Origin of the sequence: Rhodovulum sulfidophilum DSM 1374, assembly GCF_001633165.1 — a bacterium.
GTDB lineage: Bacteria > Pseudomonadota > Alphaproteobacteria > Rhodobacterales > Rhodobacteraceae > Rhodovulum > Rhodovulum sulfidophilum.
The window spans coordinates 3446046-3468216 of the sequence record NZ_CP015418.1; the positions used below are offsets into that span (position 1 = coordinate 3446046).

20 protein-coding genes are annotated in these 22171 nt (G+C 67.4%); 12 read left to right on the plus strand and 8 right to left on the minus strand.

The features are described 5' to 3' along the window. Positions 1 to 153 precede the first annotated feature (153 nt). Both A6W98_RS16135 and A6W98_RS16140 read left to right on the plus strand, forming a co-directional pair. Positions 154 to 1683, plus strand: coding sequence for a hybrid sensor histidine kinase/response regulator (locus A6W98_RS16135; RefSeq protein WP_042463209.1), 1530 nt, complete (start codon positions 154 to 156; stop codon positions 1681 to 1683). Further along, a complete protein-coding gene (locus A6W98_RS16140; RefSeq protein ID WP_042463211.1) occupies positions 1680 to 3134 on the plus strand; it encodes a sigma-54-dependent transcriptional regulator in 1455 nt (484 codons plus the stop codon). The genes A6W98_RS16135 and A6W98_RS16140 overlap by 4 nt, the downstream gene beginning before the upstream one ends. A 149-nt stretch (positions 3135 to 3283) precedes the next feature. On the opposite strand, the gene A6W98_RS16145 is transcribed toward A6W98_RS16140, so the two are convergent. Then, on the minus strand, positions 3284 to 4051 hold the full coding sequence (locus tag A6W98_RS16145; protein WP_042465285.1) for an NAD kinase: 768 nt from the start codon (positions 4049 to 4051) through the stop codon (positions 3284 to 3286). A gap of 174 nt (positions 4052 to 4225) precedes the next feature. Here A6W98_RS16145 and glyA point away from each other — a divergent pair, with 174 nt between their 5' ends. Both glyA and A6W98_RS16155 read left to right on the plus strand, forming a co-directional pair. Continuing rightward, the gene (gene glyA / locus A6W98_RS16150) at positions 4226 to 5521 is read left to right on the plus strand and encodes a serine hydroxymethyltransferase (RefSeq protein ID WP_042463214.1); all 1296 of its coding nucleotides are present in this window, start codon (positions 4226 to 4228) and stop codon (positions 5519 to 5521) included. A gap of 501 nt (positions 5522 to 6022) precedes the next feature. Continuing rightward, complete coding sequence (locus A6W98_RS16155) at positions 6023 to 6808, plus strand: alpha/beta fold hydrolase (RefSeq protein ID WP_042465288.1); 786 nt, start codon at positions 6023 to 6025, stop codon at positions 6806 to 6808. Here the strand turns inward: A6W98_RS16155 and A6W98_RS16160 are convergent. Both A6W98_RS16160 and A6W98_RS16165 read right to left on the minus strand, forming a co-directional pair. Beyond that, positions 6792 to 7256: a cytochrome b gene (locus A6W98_RS16160; protein WP_168161836.1), complete on the minus strand. Its 465-nt coding sequence runs from the start codon at positions 7254 to 7256 to the stop codon at positions 6792 to 6794. The genes A6W98_RS16155 and A6W98_RS16160 overlap by 17 nt on opposite strands. Before the next feature lie 233 nt (positions 7257 to 7489). After that, positions 7490 to 7948: a DsrE family protein gene (locus A6W98_RS16165; protein ID WP_042463220.1), complete on the minus strand. Its 459-nt coding sequence runs from the start codon at positions 7946 to 7948 to the stop codon at positions 7490 to 7492. Between the two features lie 214 nt (positions 7949 to 8162). Between A6W98_RS16165 and A6W98_RS16170 the strand changes: the two genes are divergently transcribed. Next, a complete protein-coding gene (locus tag A6W98_RS16170) occupies positions 8163 to 8438 on the plus strand; it encodes a hypothetical protein (protein WP_042463222.1) in 276 nt (91 codons plus the stop codon). A 386-nt stretch (positions 8439 to 8824) separates the two neighbouring features. Here A6W98_RS16170 and A6W98_RS16175 read toward each other — a convergent pair whose 3' ends face one another. From A6W98_RS16175 to A6W98_RS16190, 4 genes are all read right to left on the minus strand, one after another. Then, positions 8825 to 9208, minus strand: coding sequence for a RidA family protein (locus A6W98_RS16175; protein WP_042463225.1), 384 nt, complete (start codon positions 9206 to 9208; stop codon positions 8825 to 8827). Positions 9209 to 9210: 2 nt separating this feature from the next. Further along, on the minus strand, positions 9211 to 10476 hold the full coding sequence (gene clpX / locus A6W98_RS16180; protein WP_042463228.1) for an ATP-dependent Clp protease ATP-binding subunit ClpX: 1266 nt from the start codon (positions 10474 to 10476) through the stop codon (positions 9211 to 9213). Positions 10477 to 10645: 169 nt separating this feature from the next. Beyond that, positions 10646 to 11275 carry an ATP-dependent Clp protease proteolytic subunit gene (locus A6W98_RS16185; RefSeq protein ID WP_042463230.1) on the minus strand — a complete coding sequence of 210 codons (630 nt, stop codon included), beginning with the start codon at positions 11273 to 11275 and terminating at the stop codon, positions 10646 to 10648. Positions 11276 to 11543: 268 nt separating this feature from the next. Continuing rightward, positions 11544 to 12026 carry a MarR family winged helix-turn-helix transcriptional regulator gene (locus A6W98_RS16190; protein ID WP_042463232.1) on the minus strand — a complete coding sequence of 161 codons (483 nt, stop codon included), beginning with the start codon at positions 12024 to 12026 and terminating at the stop codon, positions 11544 to 11546. 262 nt (positions 12027 to 12288) lie between these two features. Here A6W98_RS16190 and ectA point away from each other — a divergent pair, with 262 nt between their 5' ends. The 7 genes from ectA (at position 12289) to A6W98_RS16225 (ending at position 20788) form a co-directional block, all read left to right on the plus strand. After that, positions 12289 to 12828: a diaminobutyrate acetyltransferase gene (ectA, locus tag A6W98_RS16195; RefSeq protein ID WP_042463233.1), complete on the plus strand. Its 540-nt coding sequence runs from the start codon at positions 12289 to 12291 to the stop codon at positions 12826 to 12828. A 55-nt stretch (positions 12829 to 12883) separates the two neighbouring features. Continuing rightward, the gene (gene ectB, locus A6W98_RS16200; RefSeq protein WP_042463235.1) at positions 12884 to 14182 is read left to right on the plus strand and encodes a diaminobutyrate--2-oxoglutarate transaminase; all 1299 of its coding nucleotides are present in this window, start codon (positions 12884 to 12886) and stop codon (positions 14180 to 14182) included. Positions 14183 to 14186: 4 nt separating this feature from the next. Then, positions 14187 to 14582 (plus strand): ectoine synthase, encoded by a 396-nt coding sequence (locus A6W98_RS16205; RefSeq protein WP_042463237.1) that lies wholly within the window; start codon positions 14187 to 14189, stop codon positions 14580 to 14582. A 109-nt stretch (positions 14583 to 14691) separates the two neighbouring features. Continuing rightward, a complete protein-coding gene (locus tag A6W98_RS16210) occupies positions 14692 to 16122 on the plus strand; it encodes an aspartate kinase (protein ID WP_231098295.1) in 1431 nt (476 codons plus the stop codon). A 1134-nt stretch (positions 16123 to 17256) separates the two neighbouring features. Beyond that, the gene (locus A6W98_RS16215) at positions 17257 to 18462 is read left to right on the plus strand and encodes an ABC transporter substrate-binding protein (RefSeq protein ID WP_042463240.1); all 1206 of its coding nucleotides are present in this window, start codon (positions 17257 to 17259) and stop codon (positions 18460 to 18462) included. Between the two features lie 5 nt (positions 18463 to 18467). Beyond that, on the plus strand, positions 18468 to 20153 hold the full coding sequence (locus A6W98_RS16220) for an ABC transporter permease (RefSeq protein ID WP_042463242.1): 1686 nt from the start codon (positions 18468 to 18470) through the stop codon (positions 20151 to 20153). After that, complete coding sequence (locus A6W98_RS16225) at positions 20153 to 20788, plus strand: ATP-binding cassette domain-containing protein (RefSeq protein WP_042463245.1); 636 nt, start codon at positions 20153 to 20155, stop codon at positions 20786 to 20788. Before A6W98_RS16220 ends, A6W98_RS16225 begins: the two co-directional genes overlap by 1 nt. Here A6W98_RS16225 and A6W98_RS16230 read toward each other — a convergent pair. Continuing rightward, positions 20785 to 21957 carry a type III PLP-dependent enzyme gene (locus tag A6W98_RS16230; protein WP_196760191.1) on the minus strand — a complete coding sequence of 391 codons (1173 nt, stop codon included), beginning with the start codon at positions 21955 to 21957 and terminating at the stop codon, positions 20785 to 20787. The genes A6W98_RS16225 and A6W98_RS16230 overlap by 4 nt on opposite strands. Positions 21958 to 22171 lie beyond the last annotated feature (214 nt).

Genomic DNA, 22171 nt, shown 5'->3' on the forward strand with positions numbered 1-22171 from the left:
TGCAAGTATTTTCCGCGATACCGGGTAAACCTGACCAATAGACAGGTTGGTACACGGCCCCAAGAGATGTAATAAGATAGAAATGCAACCCATGCGAGTGCAGCAATGTTGCCGATGCCGGAACGCACCGCCCCTGGTGACAAGGGCTTAGGCTTGGCGGAGCGCGGTTTTCGCGCAGAACTGACCGAGTCCGGGCATGGCGCGCAGAAGCGCGCCGCGATGCTTGGCCATGACATGCGGGCGGCGATCTCGGATATTCTCGGCGGGTTGTCACTTGCCGAGCTCGGCCCGCTCGACCCGGATTCCAGGCTGCAGCTCAAACGCGTCCAAAGCGCCGCCGAACAGCTGGCGCGCCTGACCGACGAGACGCTGGCGCTGGTCTCCGGCGACGAGCTCGACCAGATCGAGGCCCCGATCCACACCACGCTGCAGCCCTTCCTCGACCGCATCACCGGGCGCTGGCAGGCCCATGCCGAGGAGCACGGCCTGGCATTCACGCTCGATACCAAGCCCGACCTGCCCGGCATCATCGGCACCGATCCGGTGGCGCTCGAACGGATCCTCTCGAATCTCATCGGCAATGCGATGAAATATTCCTCGGCCGGAACGGTGCGGCTGAAGGCCCATATGGGGCCACGGGAATCGCTCTGCTTCCGGGTGCGCGACACCGGACCGGGCTTTTCCGACGCGGCCATGGCCCGGCTGTTCGAATTCGCCGGGCGCCCGGCCGAAAGCAGCCAGCCCGGCACCGGTCTGGGGCTGCATATCGTGCGCGACCTGGCCCGGCGCGTGCGCGGCCAGCTTCAGCTTGCCAATCTCGCCGAGGGCGGCGCCGAGGTCTCGGTGATCCTGCCGCGCGCGGCCTGGGCCCCCGGTGTGCAGTCGACGGGCGACCTGCACGACCTGCCCGACCTGTCATGCTGCGAGGTGCTGCTGGCCGAGGACAACCCGACCAACCAGCTGCTGATGCGGCAGATGCTCGAGACGCTGGGGGCGCGCTGCACTCTGGTCAAGGACGGTCAGGCCGCGGCGGAAATGCTGGCGGCCCACCGTTTCGACCTCGCGCTGATCGACATCGAAATGCCGCGCCTGTCGGGCATCGACGTGATCCGGCGGCTGCGCACGGCCGAGGGCGACGGCCCGGGAACCGCGGTGCTGGCGGTGACCGCCTTCGTGCTCGCGGCCAATCGCGACCAGATCTATGCCGCCGGCGCCGACGGCATTCTGGCCAAGCCGATCATGAGCCTCGACGCCCTCGGCGAGGCGATCATGGGGGTGCTCAACCGGCGCCCCTGCAACTGCACCCCGCTCTCCGATAGCCCCCCGCCCTTCGACGCACTGCATCTCGACCGGCTGCTGGCGCTGGCCGGGCCCGAAGACGGGCGCGAGCTTCTGATCCGGATGCATGACGATCTCGAGACCGTGCGCGGCGGCTTGCTCGAGGCGTTCGAGCGTGGCGACCGGACCCTGCTTCTGTCGCGGGCCCATGTGCTGATCTCGCTGGCCGGCGCGGTAGGCAACGGCGCGTTGCAGGCGCTTGCGGAAAATCTGAACGCCGCCGCCCGCAGGCAGGACAATACCGAGGTCGGACGGCTCTGTCCGCGGATCGTCGAGCATATCGAGGCGCTCTGCACCGCGCTCAAGGCCGAATTCGGCAGCCGTTACAACAAGGCAGGCGCATGAGTGTCCCCCCGCTTCTGCTGATCGAGGACACGCCCTCGCTTCAGATGATCTACGAGACGGTGCTGCGCAATGCCGGCTACAAGGTGGTGTCGGCCTCGACCGCGGCAGAGGGGCTGGCCGCCTTCCGCGAGCTCAAGCCGCAGGTCGTTCTGCTCGACCTGATGCTGCCCGACCGTCCCGGGCAGGAACTGCTGCAGGAATTCCTGGCGCTCGCCCCCGAGACCCGGGTGATCGTTGTCACCGCCAACGGCTCGATCAACCGCGCGGTCGAGGCGATGCGCGCGGGGGCCTATGAATTCCTGCTCAAGCCCTTCAACGAACAGCGTTTCCTGCATGCGGTCGAAACCGCGCTGGCCGAGCGCGCGGCGGCCGACCCGGCCCCCGCCCCGGCGCCGCCCCGGACCACGCCCGAGCCGCCCTCGGGCTTCGTCGGCAGCTCGCCGCAGATGGCAGCGGTCTATGACCGGATCGCCTCGGTCGGCCGCTCGAAGGCCACGGTCTTCATCACCGGCGAAAGCGGCACCGGCAAGGAAATCTGCGCCCAGGCGGTGCATGCGGCCTCGGCCCGCGCCGACGGCCCCTTCGTGCCGATGAACTGCGCGGCGATCCCGCGCGATCTTCTGGAATCCGAGGTCTTCGGCCATCTCAAGGGCGCCTTCACCGGGGCGCTGGCGGACAAGCCGGGGGCCGCGGCGGTGGCCGATGGCGGCACGCTCTTCCTCGACGAGATCTGCGAAATGGACATGGGGCTTCAGACCAAGCTCTTGCGCTTCCTGCAAACCTCGACGGTACAGCCCATCGGCGCCTCGCATCCGCGCAAGGTCAATGTCCGCATCGTCTGCGCCACCAACCGCGATCCGCTGGAAGAGGTCCGGCTCGGCCGGTTTCGCGAAGACCTGTATTACCGGCTGCATGTGGTGCCGATCCATCTGCCGCCGCTGCGCGAACGCGGCGAGGATGTGGTCGAGATCGCGCAATCGGCGCTTGAAAAGCTCTCGGCCGAGGAAGAGCACAATTTCGACCGGCTGGCGCCCGAGGTCGCGGACCTGTTCCGGCGCCTTCCCTGGCCGGGCAATGTCCGCCAGCTGCTGAACGTGCTGCGCCATGCGGTGGTGCTGAATCAGGGGCCGGAAATCACGCTGGACATGCTGCCGATCGCCCTGCAGCAGGAACATGACAGGATCACCGCGTCGGGACATCGGATGCCCGAGGAGATCGGCGGCGCCGCCAAGCCGATCCAAGTCGAGGATCTGATCGGACGGACGCTGGCGGAAATCGAACAGATGGTGATCGAGGGCACGATCGCCCGCGAAGGCGGCTCCTTGCCGCGTGCGGCACGGGTGCTCGACGTGTCCCCCTCGACCCTCTATCGCAAGCGCGAAGCCTGGGCGCGCAAGGACCGGGACGACCCCGCCGATGAACCGGAAAAGGACCTGCACGCCACGCATTGACGCGCCGCCTCCGGATCCCGGCAGACCTTGATCGAAAGACCCGGCCCCGGCTCGTTGCGCATCGTCGGGCGCCTCCGCTGGCGGCCCCGGAGGCAGGGATCAGAAAAAGGCCTCCTCTGAATGCCAGGACAGGACCCGGCAGGCAGGAGCTAGAGGAACTGCTCCCGACACAGCCGCTCTTCGAGCCCGTGGCCCGGATCGAACAGGATGCGATGCCGGATCGTCGCCTCCGACCGGATCTCGACCATGCTGACCACCCCTGCCCCGCGGCTGTCGCCCTCTGTCATCACCGGCCGCTTGCCCGGCTCGAGCACCTCGATCGTCACCGTCGCCCGCTTGGGCAGCAGCGCGCCCCGCCAGCGCCGCGGCCGGAACGGCGCAACCGCGGTCAGCGCCAGAACATCCGACCCGATCGGCAGGATCTGACCATGGGCGGAATAATTATAGGCGGTCGAGCCCGCCGGCGTCGCCACCAGCGCCCCGTCGCAGACAAGCTCTTCGAGCCGGACCTTGCCATCGACCGAGATCCGGAGCTTGGCCGCCTGCGGCCCGGCGCGCAGCAGGCTGACCTCGTTGATCGCCAGCGCCTCGACCACGGTCCCGTCCGGCCGCGTCGCCTTCAGCCGCAACGGGTTGATGATCTCTTCCTCCGCCGCCGCCAGCCGGTCGGCCAGCCCGTCCTCGTGATACTCGTTCATCAGAAAACCGATGGTGCCGCAATTCATGCCGTAGACCGGCAGATCGAACCCCTGGGTGGCATGCAGCGTCTGCAGCATGAACCCGTCGCCGCCCAGCGCCACGATCACCTCGGCCTGTTCCGGCGCGCATTGCCCGTACTGCGCCGTCAGCCGGTCGAGCGCGCCTTCGGCGCTGGCGGTCTCGCTTGCCAGAAAGGCAATTCTCGTCGGTCCGGCCATGTCCTGTTCCCTCGCGTTTCCGGCCAAGTCTTCGCGCGCGCCGATCGGAAACACAAGGCCCGCCTCCGGGCCCGGGGAAGGGCCGAACCGGGCCAGATCGGGCTTTTTCAATGCACGGCCTTCCGATAGAACTTTCGTCATCCGGCCCAGGCTGTCCCCGAGGAGACCCAAAGCATGAATGTCCATCCCCAAGATAGCGGCTTCTTCAAGGAAGACCTTGCGACCCGCGACCCCGAGATCGCCCGCGCCATCGGCCTGGAGCTTGGCCGCCAGCGCGACGAGATCGAGCTGATCGCCTCCGAGAACATCGTCAGCAGCGCCGTGATGGAGGCGCAGGGCTCGGTGATGACCAATAAATATGCCGAAGGCTATCCGGGCCGGCGCTATTATGGCGGCTGCCAGTTCGTCGACATCGCCGAGAACCTGGCGATCGAGCGCGCCTGCAAGCTGTTCGACGTGGCCTTTGCCAATGTCCAACCCAACTCGGGCAGCCAGGCCAACCAGGGCGTGTTCGCCGCGCTTTTGAAACCCGGCGACACCATCCTCGGCATGAGCCTCGATGCGGGCGGCCACCTGACCCATGGCGCCGCCCCGAACCAGTCGGGCAAATGGTTCAACCCGGTCCAGTACGGCGTGCGCGAAAGCGATCTCGAAGTCGATTACGACCAGATCGAGGCGCTGGCCAAGGAGCATCAGCCCAAGATGATCATCGCGGGCGGCTCGGCCATTCCGCGCATCCTCGACTTCAAGCGCTTCCGCGAGATCGCCGACATGGTCGGCGCCTGGCTGATGGTCGACATGGCCCATTTCGCCGGGCTGGTGGCGGCCGGGCTCTACCCCTCGCCCTTCCCGCATGCGCATGTCGCCACCACGACCACGCACAAGACCCTGCGCGGGCCGCGCGGCGGCATGATCCTCACGAATGACGAGGCGCTGGCCAAGAAGTTCAACTCGGCCATCTTCCCGGGCATCCAGGGCGGTCCGCTGATGCATGTGATCGCGGGCAAGGCCGTGGCCTTCGGCGAGGCGCTGCGCCCCGACTTCAAGACCTATCAGGAACAGGTCATCAAGAATGCCAAGGCGCTGGGGGCTGCTCTGGTCGAGGGCGGGCTGAGCCTCGTCACCGGCGGCACCGACAGCCATGTGCTGCTGGTCGACCTGCGGCCCAAGGGCGTGAAGGGCAATGCCACCGAGAAGGCGCTTGGGCGTGCCCATATCACCTGCAACAAGAACGGCATCCCCTTCGACAGCGAAAAGCCCACCATCACCAGCGGCATCCGTCTGGGCAGCCCCGCCGGGACCACCCGCGGCTTCGGGGAGGCGGAATTCGCCCAGATCGGCCGCTGGATCACCGAGGTCGTGGACGGGCTTGCCGCCAATGGCGAAGAGGGCAATGCCGAGGTCGAGGCCCGGGTCAAGGCCGAGGTCGAGGCACTCTGCGCCCGCTTCCCGATCTATCCCGGGCTCTGAGCCACGCGATATCGGCACGGGAAGGGGAGCTTCGGCTCCCCTTTTCCTTTGGGGGCATCGGTGCCGCAAGACATCGCGCGCGGCCCGGACGAGCGGCAGGCGCAATGCCCTCCGGCAACGCCCGACATGTTCCCCGTTCCCAGCCGCAACCGGGCAGGCCCGTGTCCCGCCCCCTGCGCGACGTTCTCTGCCACATTGCCCGGGGCCGGACCGTCAGCCCCCCTCCGGCTGAAGGTTGTCGGGCGTCCCGCACTTATCACCCTGCCCCCGACACCGCCCCCTCCTGCGTCACAGCACGTCCAGGCGCAGCACCGCGCGCGCAAGGCAACGCGCCCGGGCCGCCGAGACCGACCCTTCCGACCGGCCCGCACCGGCATGATGGCCTGGCTTTCCGCCAGGCCTGCCGTCCGCCTGCCGCTGCAGGCCACGGGTCCCCTCCCGCACCGGAGCTGTTCGCAGGTCGCTCTGGCCGGGGGCGGGAGGTTCGGCTATTCCGGCCCCATGCTCGCGACACAGATCCACGGCGACCGCTCCGCCGCCCCGCCCCTCCTGATCGTCCATGGCCTGTTCGGCTCTGCCCGCAACTGGGGGGCCATCGCGCGCCGCCTGTCGGACAGCCGCCGGGTGGTCGCGGTCGACATGCGCAACCATGCCGGCAGCCCCTGGACCGAGACCCATCGCTACCCGGATCTGGCCGCCGATCTGGCCGAGGTGATCGCGGCCGAAGGCGGGCAGGCCGATGTCATCGGCCATTCGATGGGCGGCAAGGCCGCGATGATGCTGGCGCTGACCCGGCCCGAAACGGTCGGTCGGCTGATCGTGGCCGATATCGCGCCGGTCGCCTATGGCCACAGCCAGTCCGGGCTGATCCGGGCCATGCGCAGGCTCGACCTCTCGGCCGTCTCGCGGCGAGGCGAGGCCGACCGGGCGCTGGCGGCGGATATCGCCGACCCGTCGACCCGGGCCTTCCTGCTGCAATCGCTGGATCTGCGCGCCGAACCGCCGCGCTGGCGGCTCAATCTCGACACGCTCGACGCCGAGATGCCCTATATCACCGGCTGGCCCGACGATATCGAGGGCCGCTTCGAGGGCCCGACACTGATGCTGACGGGCGCCTTGTCCGATTATGTCGGCCCCGGCGATCGGGACCGGATCAAGGCGCTGTTCCCCGCCGCCCGCTTCGCCAGGATCCCCGGCGCCGGTCATTGGCTGCATGCCGACAAGCCCCGGGAATTCGAAGCGGCGGTGCGCGCCTTCCTCGAGCTGGCCCCTAGCCCTCGGGCCTGAGCATCCGCGTCAGCGTGCCGTCCTTCTTGATGTATTGCCCCATCAGCGCCGCCGCCACATGCAGCAGCAAAAGCAGCACCAGGATCACCCGGAACGCCGCATGCACCCCCGCCGCCAGCTCCGAGCCCAGGGACCAGGCCAGCATGCCGCTCGCGGGCAGCGCCACCATCAGCAGGTAAAGCGCGCCATGGATCACCCGGGCCAGCATCACCTGTGCGGGCGTATGGCTGGGATCGGGCGCGGGCACGCCATGAAGAAAGCGCAGCCCCAGCCGCCAGAAGGCCAGGACCAGGATCGCCAGCCCCAGCAGGATATGCAGCGCGACCAGAAGGGTGACGCCCTTCTCGCCGGTCTCGATATAGTGCCCGAAGGCCTGCCCGATGCCGCCCGCGAACAGGAACTGCACCACGACAAGACCGAACACCACCCAATGCAGGCGAATCTGCATCCTTGAATAGCCCGTGACCGACATCGACGACCTCCGATGATCCGTTTCCCGAAGCGACCGCCCAAAGACCGGCGGCCGACAGATGGCCTCTGGCGGCAACGACAGGAACGGGCATCGGCCTACCGGCGCCCGCCCCCGCTAACAGCGACAGGGCCCATGCCCGTCAGGGTAAAGGAATTCCGCCCCTTCGGGAGTGCGGCCTGGCGAAGCATCCCGGGCCCCGGCGGCCCGGCTCAGAACGACCAGACCCGGGCGCGACGGTCGAGAAGATCGCGAGCCATGGCCCCGGGTCGGGCGACGCCCACCCCCTCGATCAGCACCTCCGGCCCGGCGCCTTGCCCGGGCAGGTAGATCGCGCAGACCTCGGCCCGCGCGCCCTTGCCGATCGCGGCCCGCAACGCGGCCTGCGGGCTCAGACCGGCCGGAGGCTGGGGCGCCAGCGCCGCCTCGGGCGGCTCGGCAAGCGCAATATCGCCCGCCGGGCCGCAAAGCAGGATCTCGGTCTCGACCCCGCGCTCAAGCGCCTGAAGCGTCAGAACCATCGCCATCAGCTGGGTTTGCGGCGCGGCATCGGTCAGCACGGTGACGAGGCGGCGCACGTCTTTCGCCGACGCCGGAGCCGCCGCAAATGCCAGCGTCAACCCGAGCGCCGCCATCGTCAGGGTCTTGCCGAAGGTCTTCGTGAGGGTCATGTCCCGTCTCCCTTTCTGGGGTGATCTGCGGACAGGTGATAGCGCATGGACGCGCGGCGGGCGGTGACAAAGGCACAAAGCCGGGCCCGGCCGATGACGCTGCGTAAGCCTGCCTTGATGCGGATCAAACGGGCCGGGCGCGGCCCATGCTAGGCTGGCCCGCAGGCATCGAGGACGCGACGGCAAGCGCGATGCGGGAGGGGGCGCGACGCGGATGATTTCACTCGACGATATCGAAGACATGACCGATCTCTCGCGCGACGAGATCACGGCCATTGCAGAACACGAGAACCTGCCCGATGCGGATGCGTCGCTTCTGGGCGATTACCTGATGCATCTGCATCACGGCCCGCAACGGGTACAGGCAATGATCTGCGAGGATATCCGCGCCGCCCTCCATCGCGACGATACCGGGCGGGCGCGGGAGCTTTACGCCGTGCTGCACTGTTTTCTGGCAACCCATCCCGAAGCGGCCCGAGGCACGTCTTAGCCCAGCCCCCAGCCGCGCTGTGCGGCACGACCCGAAGGCCTCCTTGGCCGCGGAGAAGGCTCAGAATTCGGGCAGGCCGGTCTGAAGAGGCTCGGGTCTGGCCCGGACCGACCGGCGCGGGTCGCGTTCCTTGATCCGGCGCGAGACAACACAGGCGGGGTGCCAGGCCAGAACGGGGCCCACCCCGGCACCGATGGGATCCGGCTTTAAAATCCCGGCGAAAACATCGCGATCACCAGCATCCCAGGAATGATGGCCCCGGTCATCGAGGTCGGAAGCAGGCCCGGACAGTCGATGAGCCCCCTTCACGGCTTGCGCAGGGGCCATAGGCAGGTAGGCACGCCCCTTGGGCATGGCGCATCAGGAAGCGGCGAGAGGCTCCAACCTCAGGCGGACAGCCGCGCCGTGACCTCGATCTCGATCTTCATCTCGGGCTCCATCAGCCCGGCCGAGACCATGGTCGCCGCGGGCCGGGCCCGGGCGAAGGCCTCGGAGAGGATCGGCCAGCAGGCGGGAAACTCGGCCGGATCGGGCAGGATGTAGCGGACACGGACGACATCGTCGAGCGAGGCGCCCGCCTCGGCCAGCGCCGCCGAGATCGTGGCCAGCGCATTGGCGCATTGGGCCTCGACCCGGTCGGGCATGGTCATCGTGGCATAGTCGTAGCCGGTGGTTCCGGCCACGAAAACCCAGCCATCATCGACCACGGCACGGGAATAGCCGATACGGTCCTCGAAGGTAGATCCGGTCGAGATCAGACGGCGGGCCACGCTCAGCCCGCGGTCTTCCCTTCCTTCTTCTGATCGGCATAGATCATCAGCGGCGCGGCGTCTGAATTGACCGCTTCCTCGTTGACCACGACCTCCTGCACCGCCTCCATGCCCGGCAGATCGAACATGGTGTCGAGCAGGATATCCTCCATGATCGAGCGCAGGCCGCGCGCGCCGGTCTTGCGCGCGATGGCACGCTTGGCGATGGCGGACAGGGCATCATCGGTGAAGGTCAGCTGGGTGTCTTCCAGCTCGAACAGCCGCTGGTACTGCTTGACCAGGGCGTTCTTCGGCGCGGTCAGGATCTGGACCAGAGCGGATTCGTCCAGATCGGTCAGGGTGGCGATCACCGGCAGACGGCCGACGAATTCGGGGATCAGGCCGAATTTCAGCAGGTCCTCGGGTTCGAGTTCGGTGAACACCTCGCCGATGCCGCGCGAATCATTGTCCTTCACATCGGCGCCGAAGCCGATGGCCGAGCCCTTGCCGCGTTGCGCGATGATCTTTTCAAGACCCGCAAAGGCACCGCCGCAGATGAAGAGGATATTGGTGGTATCGACCTGCAGGAATTCCTGTTGCGGATGCTTGCGCCCGCCCTGCGGCGGCACCGAGGCAACGGTGCCTTCCATGATCTTCAGCAGGGCCTGCTGCACACCCTCGCCCGACACGTCGCGGGTTATCGAGGGATTGTCGGACTTGCGGGTGATCTTGTCGACCTCGTCGATATAGACGATGCCGCGCTGCGCCCGCTCGACATTGTATTCAGAGGCCTGCAGCAGCTTGAGAATGATGTTCTCGACATCCTCGCCGACATAGCCGGCCTCGGTCAGCGTGGTCGCATCGGCCATGGTGAAGGGCACGTCGAGGATGCGGGCCAGCGTCTGGGCCAGCAGGGTCTTGCCGCAACCGGTCGGGCCGATCAGCAGGATGTTGGATTTCGCCAGCTCGATATCGGCGGATTTGGCGCCGTGATTGAGCCGCTTGTAGTGGTTGTGCACCGCGACCGAAAGCACCCGCTTGGCATGCATCTGGCCGATCACGTAATCGTCCAGCACCTCGCAGATGTCGCGGGGCGTGGGCACGCCGTCGGTCGATTTCAGCCCCGAGGACTTGGTCTCCTCACGGATGATGTCCATGCACAGCTCGACGCATTCGTCGCAGATGAACACGGTCGGCCCGGCGATGAGCTTGCGCACTTCATGCTGGCTCTTGCCGCAGAACGAGCAGTAAAGCGTGTTCTTCGAGTCGCTGCCGGAATTCGTCGCCATGTCGGTCCTCTGCGGTCGTCGTCTGTGCGGTCCTGCACCGGGCAGGAGCGCCTGGCCTCCCCCGGTCGCCTCGGCCTCACGTCAGGGTAGGGCAAGGCGCAGCGGGGCACAATGTCAAATTCCGCACCTTGCAACGGGGCCGGTCGGGCCCCGCGCAGGGTGAGGGCGGTTACTTCGCATCCTCGAGGGCGCTGCGGCTTTCGACGATCTCGTCGATCAGGCCCCACTCCTTCGCGGTCTCGGCATCCATGAAGTTGTCGCGCTCGAGCGCGTCGATCACGGTCTCCAGATCCTGCCCGGTATGCTTGACATAGATCTGGTTGAGCCGGTCCTTCAGCTTCTGGGTTTCGCGGGCATGGATCATGATATCGGTCGCCTGGCCCTGATAGCCGCCCGAGGGCTGGTGCACCATGATGCGCGAATTGGGCAGCGAGAAGCGCATGCCCTCGGCGCCCGCGGTCAGCAGCAGCGACCCCATCGAGGCCGCCTGCCCCACCACCAGGGTCGAGACCTTGGGCTTGATGTACTGCATGGTGTCGTAGATCGACAGGCCCGAGGTCACCACGCCGCCCGGGCTGTTGATGTACATCGAGATTTCCTTGGTCGGGTTCTCGGCTTCCAGATGCAGAAGCTGGGCCACGATCAGGCTCGACATGCCGTCATGGACCGGGCCGGTGATGAAGATGATCCGCTCCTTCAGGAGGCGCGAGAAGATGTCATAGGCCCGTTCGCCCCGAGAGGTCTGCTCGACCACCATGGGCACCAGGTTGTTCATGTAATGCTCGATCATGTCGGTCATAGTTGCCTGCCTCTGGGTACGTTCGGCCGTTGGGTGCTGACCGGTCCGGAGGTGTCCGGCATGTCAGCCCGCGTGTCGGAAGAGTCTTAGTTTCGCACCAGACCCCCTGCAAGGGCCATGGCCGCTTTTCCTTTCCGCGCCCCGGCTGCCACCGGCCCCGATACGCGCCGTGTCGGCCTGCGCATTCAGGCGAAACGGACGGCCGGGAAAAGCACGGGGATCGGGGCGCTGCAACATCGCGACGCGGGTCAGACCGGGCCGGCGCCTATTATTCAGGCAGAGTCTTCCGGATATCGCCCAGATCGAGAACCGGCGCCGCATCGAGATTGCCTGCATCCAGCAGCGCCGCCACCCGCTCGAGCGCGGCCACCAGCATCGCCTGCTCCCAGTCCGGCAGCTTCTCGAAGGCGATGACGTAGCGATCATGCAGCGGATCCGGCGCCCGGTCGATCGACTCGCGGCCAAGCGCGGTGATGGCGATGATCATCTGCCGCCGGTCGGCCTCGGAGCGCCGCCGGTCGACCAGACCCTTGGCGACCAGCCGGTCGATCAGGGTGGTCATCGTCGCCTGCGACACCCCCATCCGGGTTGCGATGGTCTTCGGCGTGCTCTGTCCGGTCTCGGCCACGATCTGCAACACACGAATCTGTACCGCGGTCAGACCCGCGGCACGCGCCAACTCCCGGCCGTAAAGCTCGGTTGCCCTCAGGATGCGCCGCAACGCAACAAGGCTCAGTTCGGACCTTTTCACGCCCCCTCCATATTCCGGCAGCCCACTGACGGGGAACGATTTTCACCAATCGCGGGCGGGCGCAAGGGCAATGAGCTTCGCATGACAAAATGATCCGGGACAAATACCACAATCAAGAGTTGATGGAACCAAACATGATCCGCATTGCTTAGCTCATTTTAGCGGCTTTCTACCAAATTTTGTGCCTTTTGCATCGGCATGTTGAAATTTCGCAAGACTAACTATATTCAGAAACCCGAGCCACAAGGAGGACAGCAGAACCATGGCTATCACAATCCAGTCCAGCTCCCGGCGCGCCAGCGCGCCCATTACCTTCCGGCCGCCGACCGGCGAGGACGGGGCCGCGGTCTGGGCTCTGGTCCGCGCCTGCAAGCCGCTCGACGAGAATTCGATGTACTGCAATCTGATCCAGTGCGACCACTTCGCCGATACCTGCATCCTGGCGGAAATGGACGGCGAAGCGGTGGGCTGGATCTCGGCCTACAGGCTGCCGGACGATCCCGAGACGCTGTTCGTCTGGCAGGTCGCGGTGTCGGACAAGGCGCGCGGTCGCGGGCTCGGGCGGCGGATGCTGTTCGACCTGCTGGAGCGCGATGCCTGCGACGGCGTGATGCGGCTGCAAACCACCATCACCCGCGACAACGACGCCTCCTGGGGACTGTTCCGCGGCTTTGCCCGCAGGCTCGGGGCCCGGATCGAGGACACGCCCCATTTCACCCGGAGCGAGCATTTCGACGGCCGCCACGCCACCGAGCACATGGTGACGATCCGTCTGGTCGAGGCGCTGTCCCGGGCCGCGTGACCCCTGTTTTCCGTCTTTCGCCTTTTTCCCTTTTCAGAAACCCGAGGACGTTCCCATGTCGACTGTTGAGACAGCCGAAACCACCATTGCCGAGACCACCATTTACGACCGACGCGAATCGGAGGTCCGCTCCTATTGCCGCAATTTCCCCGTCAGCTTCACCCGCGCCGAGGGCGCGACCCTGACCGATGCCGACGGCAATACCTATATCGACTTTCTGGCTGGCTGCTCGTCGCTGAATTACGGCCATAACGATCCCGACATGAAGGCCGCGCTGATCGCGCATCTGGAGGGTAACGGCCTCGCCCATGCGCTCGATCTTCATACCGAGGAGAAGGCCGCCTTCCTGACCGCCTTCGAACACCACATCCTGCATCCCCGCGGCATGGAGCATCGGGTGATGATGACCGGCCCGACCGGGACCAATGCGGTCGAGGCGGCGCTGAAGCTTGCGCGGAAGGTGACCGGGCGGCGCAATGTGATCGCCTTCACCAACGGCTTTCACGGCATGACCCTGGGCGCGCTGGCGCTGACCGGGAATGGCGGCAAGCGCGGCGGCGCCGGCGTGCCCCTGCCCGACGTGACCCACATGCCGTTCGAGAATTCGATGGGCGATCTCGACACGCTCGAGCATCTCGACGCCATGCTGTCGAATCCCTCCTCGGGCATCGACGCCCCCGCCGCCTTCATCGTCGAGCTGGTTCAGGGCGAAGGCGGGCTGAATGCCGCCTCCTGCGAATGGGCCCAGGGGCTGGAGCGGCTGGCAAAGAAACACGGCGCGCTCTTCATCGTCGACGACATCCAGGCCGGGATCGGCCGCACCGGCAGCTTCTTCAGCTTCGACCATATGGGCATCGAGCCCGACATGGTGACCCTGGCCAAGTCGCTTTCCGGCTTCGGGCTGCCCTTCGCCTGCGCGCTGATCCGCCCCGAACACGACATCTGGAAGCCGGCCGAACATAACGGCACCTTCCGCGGCAACAGCCATGCCTTCGTGACCGCCCGCGTCGCGCTGGAAAAATTCTGGGCCGATGACGATCTGCGCAACGAGGTCGCGCTGAAATCGCAGGTTCTCGAAGAGCGGCTGAGCCAGATCGGCAACCGGATCGGCGGCGCGACGCTCAAGGGTCGCGGCATGATGCGTGGCATCGATCTGGGCGACGGCGCCCTCGCCGGACGGATCTGCGCCGAATGCTTCCGGCGCGGTCTGATCATCGAGACCTCGGGCGCGCATGACGAGGTGGTCAAGGTGCTGGCACCGCTGACCATCCCGATGGAGCAGTTCCGCAAGGGACTTGATATTCTCGACGCGGCCGTGGAGGCCTGCGTCCCTTTCGCCATGGCAGCGGAGTAAGACAATGATTGTTCGCGATTTTCACAAACTCAAGGATACCGACCGCGCGGTCTCGGATGCGCGCTGGACCTCTGTGCGCATGCTGCTGGCCGATGACGGAATGGGCTTTTCCTTCCATATCACGGTCCTGCAGGCCGGTTCGGAACACACGTTCCACTACAAGCACCATTTCGAAAGCGTCTACTGCATCTCGGGCAAGGGCTCGATCACCGACCTGGCCTCGGGCGAGACCTATCAGATCCGCCCGGGCGTGATGTACGCGCTCGACCAGCACGACCATCACACCCTGCGCGCCGAAGAGGAACTGGTGATGGCCTGCTGTTTCAACCCGCCGGTCACCGGCACCGAGGTTCACCGCGAGGACGGCTCCTATGCCCCCGTGGAAGAGCTTGCCGACTGACCCCGCAGGGGCTGGCCCAAGGTTGGCCCCCCGGGCCGACCAGCAGGTCGGCCCAAGACCGGCCCCAATGACAGGACGCCCCCGGGGCAACCCGGCGGGCGCAACCACAGTGACCAAGCGACATCATACCGTCGAGAAGATCGGCGGCACATCCATGGCCCGCGTCCACGACCTCGTGGACACGCTTTTCACCCGCGGCCGCGAGGCCCCGGATTACGGCCGCATCTTCGTGGTCTCGGCCTTCGGCGGCATCACCGATCTGCTGCTTGAACAGAAGAAAACCGGCGAGCCCGGGGTCTACGGGCTCTTTGCCAATGCCGATAACGACCATGCTTGGTCGGACGCGCTGAACCGCGTGGCGGGCGCCATGCGCGAGGCCCATGGCAAGGTGCTCGACCATCCCGCCGACATCGCCGCCGCCGACGATTTCGTGCGCGAACGGATCGAGGGCGCGCGCTCCTGCCTGATCGACCTGCAGAGGCTCTGTTCCTACGGCCATTTCCGGCTCGCCCATCACATGGGGCTGATCCGCGAGCTGCTGTCCGGGCTGGGCGAGGCGCAATCGGCCTTCGTGACCGCGGCGCTCCTGCGCCGCCGCGGGATCGATGCGCGCTTCGTCGACCTGTCGGGCTGGCGCGACGAGACCGAATGCACCCTCGAGGAACGCATTGTCGAAGGGCTGCGCGATGTCGACATCTTCCACGAGATGCCGATCGTGACCGGCTATGCGCAATGCTCCGAGGGGCTGATGGCCGAATTCGACCGCGGTTATTCCGAGGTCACCTTCGCCCGGATCGCGGCCCTGACCGGCGCGGGCGAGGCGATCATCCACAAGGAGTTCCATCTTTCCTCGGCCGATCCGAAACTGGTCGGCGAGGGCGCGGTGGTGAAGATGGGCCACACCAATTACGACGTGGCCGACCAGCTGTCGAACATGGGCATGGAGGCGGTGCATCCGAAGGCCGCTAAGATGCTGCGGCAGGCGGGCATCCCGCTGCGCGTCACCAACGCCTTCGAGCCCGAGGATCCGGGCACGCTGATCGACGATGCCGAGGGCGAGGCGCCGCGGGTCGAGATGGTGACCGGGCTCGGCGTCTATGCGCTGGAGCTGTTCGAGCAGGACATGGTCGGCGTGAAAGGCTATGACAGCGCCATTCTCGACGTGCTGACCCGGCACCAGGTGCGGATCGTCGCCAAGACCTCGAATGCCAATACCATCACCCATTACCTCGATGCGCCGCTGAAGCTGGTGCGCCGGGTCGAGAACGACCTCGAGGCGCGGTTCCCGGGCGCGACGCTGACCGCGCGCAACCTGGGGGTGGTGGCGGCGATCGGGCGCGACCTGAAGGGGCTCAAGGTGCTGGCCCGCGGTCTGGCGGCGCTCGATGCCGCCGGGATCGAGCCGGTGGCCGTGCAGCAGACCACGCGCGATGTCGATGCCCAGTTCGTGGTCCCGCGCGAGGACATGGAGCCCGCGATCCGGGCCCTGCATGCCGCATTGGTCGAAGAAGACAGCCGGCAGGAGGCGATGGCCGCCTGACCCGGCTGCCCGGGGTCGGGCGGGCCTCATGGCCAATAGAGGGCGGCTGCGGCGAAAGCGCCGGCGGAGGCAGGCCTTTGGGCCGCGCGGTCATACCCGTGCGCGACGGGCCGCCAGCCCTCGATCATGCAGTCCCTTGGCCTGCTTAGCCTTTCGAAGATAATCCCGATGCGGTTGCGGCCTTGGTCGCCCCGCAATCCCTCTGTCGCGGTTGTCTTGGGGGGCTTTCAGCCCGGACTGCAGGCGCGTATCCCTTTGTCCTGTAGCGTGCCCCGGAACCGGTCAGCGTCGCAGCCCGGTTCGCGAGCCGCCAGTCCATCTTTGGCAGGCGGCTCAACCACGCCCGCGCCAAGATCTCATCGCCGACCTACCCTCCGGACGGGAAGACACGGGCGCCCCATGCTGTCGCAGATGGCCTGCGGCTTCATGTTCCGGCAGTCCGCGCTTTCATCGGCTACTGACTGTTCCGCGCATGCCATGCGCCTTCGGGACAAGTAGACGCCTAACCTATTGTCCTTATTTAATATAACCCTACGGACACCGTGCTGCCAATCGGCGCGCGGCCTGCCCTGCGACCTTGCCAATCAGGGCAAGACGTGCCCTCCAAGCGTCGCTCAACCGGAAGAGATCAGACATGTCACCGCTCGTTTCCGAACGGCAAGTCGCGCGCCCCGGTCGAAAACAGTGGTCCCGGCCCCAAGCCAGTCCCCCCAGGAAAGAGACCCCGGCGAGCATCGGAAAAAAGGGAAATAAAGAAAAGGAATCGTCGGGCGAAGCTGTGCAAAAACCGCACCAAACTCGACAAAACACCCCAGAAAGAACGACTGCACCCCGGCCGACGATCCCTTTTCTGGAACAATTCTAGCGTCGGGCCAAATTCGGCGCAAGTTGGGGAAACCACCCAGATCCGCGCGCCGGGAAAGCGTTCGCCGCTGGTCGCCCCCTCCCCTCTCTCCCGCTCTCCCCTTGTCATGCATCGCTGTCCGCTTACCCTGACAGAGGAAAGTCGGCCCCCTCATCGCGGGCCGGTCGATACGGGGCCCAGGGAACGCGCCTGTTCGTGCCGCCTGCCCTGTCAGAAATAACCGGCCGGGACATCCGCAAGGCCCCGGACATCCTGGAGGAGACCCCCGCATGCGCCGCTTCGTCCCCCTTGCCGTCACGCTGGGCCTGCTGGCGGCCCCTGCCGTCGCATCCGACCCGGCCGACTGGCCCGCCCTGCTGTCCGAAGCGCAGGGGCAGACCGTCTACTGGAACGCCTGGGGCGGGGCCGCGGCCACCAATGATTTCATCCGCTGGGCCGCCAGCGAGGTCGGAGAGCGCTACGGCGTGACGGTCGAACATGTGAAGCTGGCCGATACCGCCGATGCGGTCAGCCGGGTGCTGGCCGAAAAGACCGCCGGCAAGGATACCGGCGGCGCCATCGACCTGATCTGGCTCAACGGTCCCAATTTCGCGGCGATGAAGGAGGCGGGGCTGCTTTACGGTCCGTGGGCCGAGGATCTGCCCAACTGGCGCTTCGTCGATACCGAGGGCAAGCCCGCCGTCACCGCCGATTTCACCGTCCCGACCGAGGGCTTCGAGGCGCCCTGGGCGATGGCGCAGGTGGTGTTCTATTACGATGGCGCCCGGCTGGCCGAGCCGCCCCGGACCATGCCCGCGCTCCTGGACTGGGCCCGTGCCCATCCGGGCCGCTTCACCTATCCGCAGCCGCCCGATTTTCTCGGCACGACCTTCCTCAAGCAGGCGCTTTACGAACTGGCCCCCGACCCGTCGGTTCTGCAAAAGCCCACCGACGAGGCCGATTACGACGTCGTCACCGCGCCGCTCTGGGCCTTTCTCGACGAGTTGACCCCGCATCTGTGGCGGCAGGGCCGGGCCTATCCGCAGAGCGGCCCGCAACAGCTGCAACTGATGGCCGATGGCGAGATCGACCTCGCGATCTCCTTCAGCCCGGGCGAGGCCTCGACCGCCATCGCCAATGGGCAACTGCCCCACACGGTCAGGACCTTCGTGCTGGACGGCGGCACCATCGGCAATGCCAGCTTCGTCGCGATCCCCTACAACGCCTCGGCCAAGGCGGGCGCGATGGTGCTGGCGAATTTCCTGCTGTCGCCCGAGGCCCAGGCCCATGCACAGGACCCTGACATTCTGGGCTATGGCACGGTGCTGGCAATGGACAAGCTCGCCCCCAAGGACCGCGCCCGGTTCGAGGTGCTCGATCTCGGCATCGCCACGCTCTCGCCCGCCGAGCTTGGCCCCGCCTTGCCCGAGCCGCATCCCTCCTGGGCGACCCGGCTCGAGACCGACTGGACCGCGCGTTACGGCATGGCGCCCTGAGGCCCATGCGCCCGTTGCGCGCCGCGCCCGCGCTGACGCTGGCGCTGATGCTGGGGCCGGTGCTGGCGGGGCTTGCCGGCACGCTTGCCCCGGCGCTCGGGATCTTCCCTGCCCTTGGCGGCCGGTCGCTCAGCCTCGAGCCCGCCCGCGCGCTGGCCGACTGGCCGGGCCTGCCGCGGGCGATCGGGCTGTCGGTCGCGACCGGCCTTGCCGCGACGCTGATCGCGCTTGGCACGGTCACGCTCTTCACCGCCGGATGGGCCGACACGCGGGGGATGGCCCTGCTCGAACGACTGCTTTCGCCGCTGCTCGCCGTGCCGCATGCGGCGGCGGCGCTGGGACTGGCCTTCCTGATCGCGCCCTCGGGCTGGGTCCTGCGGGCGCTGTCGCCCTGGGCCACCGGCTGGCAGCGCCCGCCCGACCTGTTGATCCTGCAGGACCCGATGGGGCTGGCGATGATCGCCGGGCTCGCCGTCAAGGAGATCCCGTTCCTGTTCCTGATGACGCTGGCCGCCCTGCCGCAGGCCGCGCCCGCCCGGCGGCTGACCATCGCGCGGGCGCTGGGATACGGGCGGGTGACCGGCTGGCTCAAGGCGGTCTTTCCGGCCGTCTATGCCCAGATCCGGCTGCCGGTCTATGCGGTGCTGGCCTATTCGATGTCGGTGGTCGATGTGGCGATCGTCCTGGGCCCCGCGACGCCGCCGCCACTTTCGGTGCAGGTGGTGCGCTGGATGTCGGACCCCGACCTGAGCCTCCGGTTCCAGGCCGCGGCCGGGGCGATTTTGCAACTGGGGCTGGTCCTCGCGGTGCTGGGGCTCTGGCGGCTGGGCGAGCTGGCAACCGCCCGGCTCGGACGCCGCTGGGTCGAGGGCGGCACGCGTCGTCTGGCCGAGCCGCTGCTGCGCGCCGCCGGTCTGGGGCTTGCGGCGCTGGCGGCGGCGGCGGTGATCCTCGGGCTTGCGGGGCTCGCGCTCTGGTCGGTGGCGGGCTTCTGGGGTTTCCCCGATGCCCTGCCGGAAGGCATCGGGCTGCGCAGCTGGATCCGCCACGGCCCAGCCCTGATCGCCCCCGCGCGCGAGACGCTGGTCCTCGCGGCGCTGGCGACGGCGCTCGCGCTGGCCCTGACGCTGGCCTGTCTCGAGGCCGAGCATCGCTTCGGGCTTGCCCCCGGCAGTCGCAGCCTCTGGCTTTTATACCTGCCGCTCTTGGTGCCGCAGGTGGCCTTCCTGCCGGGATTGCAGACCCTTGCGCTCAGCCTCGGCGCGGGGACCGGGCGCGGCACGGTCGTTCTGGCCCATCTGGTCTTCGTGCTGCCCTATGTCTTTCTCGCGCTTTCGGCCCCCTGGCGGGCCTGGGACCCGCGCCATGCCACGGTGGCCGCAGCGCTCGGCGCCGGCCCGGGCCGCATCTTCCGGACCGTCCGGCTGCCGATGCTGCTGGCGCCGGTGCTGACCGCGGCGGCGGTGGGCTTCGCGGTCTCGGTCGGGCAATATCTGCCGACGCTGCTGCCGGGCGGCGGCCGGATCAGGACGCTGACGACCGAGGCGGTGGCGCTGGCCGCGGGCGGCGACCGGCGGATCATCGGCGTGACCGTGCTGGTCCAGACCGCCCTCGTCGCGGCGCCCTTCGCGCTGGCCTTGGCGGCGCCCCGGCTGATCTTCCGCCGCCGCCGCGGCATGCGGGGGGCGTGATGGAAGGCTTGAGACTTGAGGATATTGCCATCGCCCGGGGAACCGAGCCGCTGATCGCGGTCGATGCCCATGTCGCCCCCGGCGAGGTTCTCAGCGTGATGGGGCCGTCGGGCTCGGGCAAGTCGACCCTGCTGGCGGCGGTGATCGGCACGCTGCCCCCGGGTTTCGCCATGACCGGCCGCGTCCTCCTGAACGGGCGCGAGGTGACGGGGCTGCCGCCCGAGGACCGGCGGATCGGCATCCTCTATCAGGACGAGCTGCTGTTTCCGCATCTCAGCGTCGGCGGCAACCTCGCCTTCGCCCTGCCCCGCAGCCTGCGCGGCCGCAAGGCCCGCCGCGCGCGGATCGAGGCCGCACTGGAGGAGATCGGGCTGCCGGGCTTTGCCGAGCGCGATCCGGCGACGCTTTCGGGCGGGCAGAAGGCGCGGGTCGCGCTGATGCGCATGCTGCTGGCAGAACCCGAGGCGCTGTTGCTCGACGAGCCCTTCTCGCGGCTCGATACAGCCCTGAGGGACCAGATCCGCGCGCTGGTCTTTGCCCGCGCGCGCGACCGGGGCCTGCCGGTTCTTCTGGTCACCCATGACCGGGCCGATGCCGAAGCGGCAGGCGGCCCGGTGATCGGGCTCGACGCCTAGATGACGACGACGTCCAGCGGCGGGAAGCCGTTGAAACCGACCGAGGAATAGGTCGAGGTATAGGCGCCGCAATTGCGGATGATGACCTTGTCGCCCGACCGAAGCCCCACCGGCAGCTGGACGGGGCGCTTTTCGTAAAGCACATCGGCACTGTCGCAGGACGGACCCGCAAGGATGCAGGGCGCGGTGGGCTCATGGTCGCGATCGGTCGCGAACTGGTAGCGGATCGCCTCGTCCATGGTTTCGGCCAGACCCGAGAACTTGCCGATATCCAGATAGACCCAGCGATAGGTGTCGTCCTCGGATTTCTGCGACACCAGCATCACCTCGGCCGCGATGGCGCCGGCCTCGGCCACCATGCCGCGCCCCGGCTCGGCCATCACTCGCGGCACCGCGCCGAAACGCTCGGTCACCAGGCGCATCACCTCGGCCGCGTACATCGCGGGCGGCTGCACCTCTTCGCCATAGAAGGCCGGGAAGCCGCCGCCGATATTCAGCAGATCCAGATCGAAGCCCTCGGCACGGGCGGCCTGCCAGATTTCGGCCACCTCGTTCAGCACCGGCAGCCACATATCGGCCCGGCGGGTCTGGCTGCCGACATGGAAGGACAGCCCGACCGGTTTGAGACCCAGCGCGACCGCCCGCGCCATCAGCGGCATGACCTTGCCGGGCGCGCAGCCGAACTTGCGGCTGAGCGGCCAATCGGCCTCGGTGGCGGTGACGAGCACGCGGATATAGACCTCGGCGCCCGGCGCGTGTTCGGCGATCTTGTCGAGCTCTTCCTCGGCATCGGCGGCAAAGAGCGTGAGCCCCGCGCGATGCGCGAAGGCGATGTCGGCGACCCGCTTGACGGTATTGCCGAAGGAGATCCGATGCGGCGCGGCACCGAGCCCGAGGCAAAGCTCGATCTCGCCGCGCGAGGCGGCATCGAAATGGCAGCCGAGGCCGACCAGCCGCTCGACGATCTCGCGGGCGGGGTTGGCCTTCACCGCGTAATGGATGGCGGCCCGGCCGAGCCCCGCGCGCAGCGCATGGAAGCGGTCGGCGACACGGTCGGTGTCGATCACCAGGGTCGGCCGCTCGAAGCGGTTGGTCCGGATATAGGTTTCGACGCGGGAGCTCGACAGCAGATCGGGACCGCCGCCGAAATCGGCTTGCGTAGCGTGCATGGTCATCTCCAATAGACCCGGCCATATATGACCGCTCAGTTCCAAGGGAGACGTTACCGTCGCTACGTGGCCTGAGGGCCAGAGGCGCGTGCGTTGGCGTCTGTAAGGCGGCCACATAGGGCCGGTGCTGAGTCGGTTCAATAGAAAATCCGGAGCGAGTCGTTTTTTTCTGCGCGCCACACGAAACCGTGAACAAAAGGGCCGGCAGAGCCCC

Coding starts and splice junctions, on each gene's coding strand:
- A6W98_RS16225 (WP_042463245.1), top strand. CDS start 20,153: ATGGAAGGCTTGAGACTTGAGGATATTGCCATCGCCCGGGGAACCGAG.
- ectB (WP_042463235.1), top strand. CDS start 12,884: ATGTCGACTGTTGAGACAGCCGAAACCACCATTGCCGAGACCACCATT.
- A6W98_RS16160 (WP_168161836.1), bottom strand. CDS start 7,256: ATGCAGATTCGCCTGCATTGGGTGGTGTTCGGTCTTGTCGTGGTGCAG.
- glyA (WP_042463214.1), top strand. CDS start 4,226: ATGAATGTCCATCCCCAAGATAGCGGCTTCTTCAAGGAAGACCTTGCG.
- A6W98_RS16185 (WP_042463230.1), bottom strand. CDS start 11,275: ATGACCGACATGATCGAGCATTACATGAACAACCTGGTGCCCATGGTG.
- clpX (WP_042463228.1), bottom strand. CDS start 10,476: ATGGCGACGAATTCCGGCAGCGACTCGAAGAACACGCTTTACTGCTCG.
- A6W98_RS16230 (WP_196760191.1), bottom strand. CDS start 21,957: ATGCACGCTACGCAAGCCGATTTCGGCGGCGGTCCCGATCTGCTGTCG.
- A6W98_RS16145 (WP_042465285.1), bottom strand. CDS start 4,051: ATGGCCGGACCGACGAGAATTGCCTTTCTGGCAAGCGAGACCGCCAGC.
- A6W98_RS16165 (WP_042463220.1), bottom strand. CDS start 7,948: ATGACCCTCACGAAGACCTTCGGCAAGACCCTGACGATGGCGGCGCTC.
- A6W98_RS16140 (WP_042463211.1), top strand. CDS start 1,680: ATGAGTGTCCCCCCGCTTCTGCTGATCGAGGACACGCCCTCGCTTCAG.
- ectA (WP_042463233.1), top strand. CDS start 12,289: ATGGCTATCACAATCCAGTCCAGCTCCCGGCGCGCCAGCGCGCCCATT.
- A6W98_RS16215 (WP_042463240.1), top strand. CDS start 17,257: ATGCGCCGCTTCGTCCCCCTTGCCGTCACGCTGGGCCTGCTGGCGGCC.
- A6W98_RS16220 (WP_042463242.1), top strand. CDS start 18,468: ATGCGCCCGTTGCGCGCCGCGCCCGCGCTGACGCTGGCGCTGATGCTG.
- A6W98_RS16205 (WP_042463237.1), top strand. CDS start 14,187: ATGATTGTTCGCGATTTTCACAAACTCAAGGATACCGACCGCGCGGTC.
- A6W98_RS16155 (WP_042465288.1), top strand. CDS start 6,023: ATGCTCGCGACACAGATCCACGGCGACCGCTCCGCCGCCCCGCCCCTC.
- A6W98_RS16170 (WP_042463222.1), top strand. CDS start 8,163: ATGATTTCACTCGACGATATCGAAGACATGACCGATCTCTCGCGCGAC.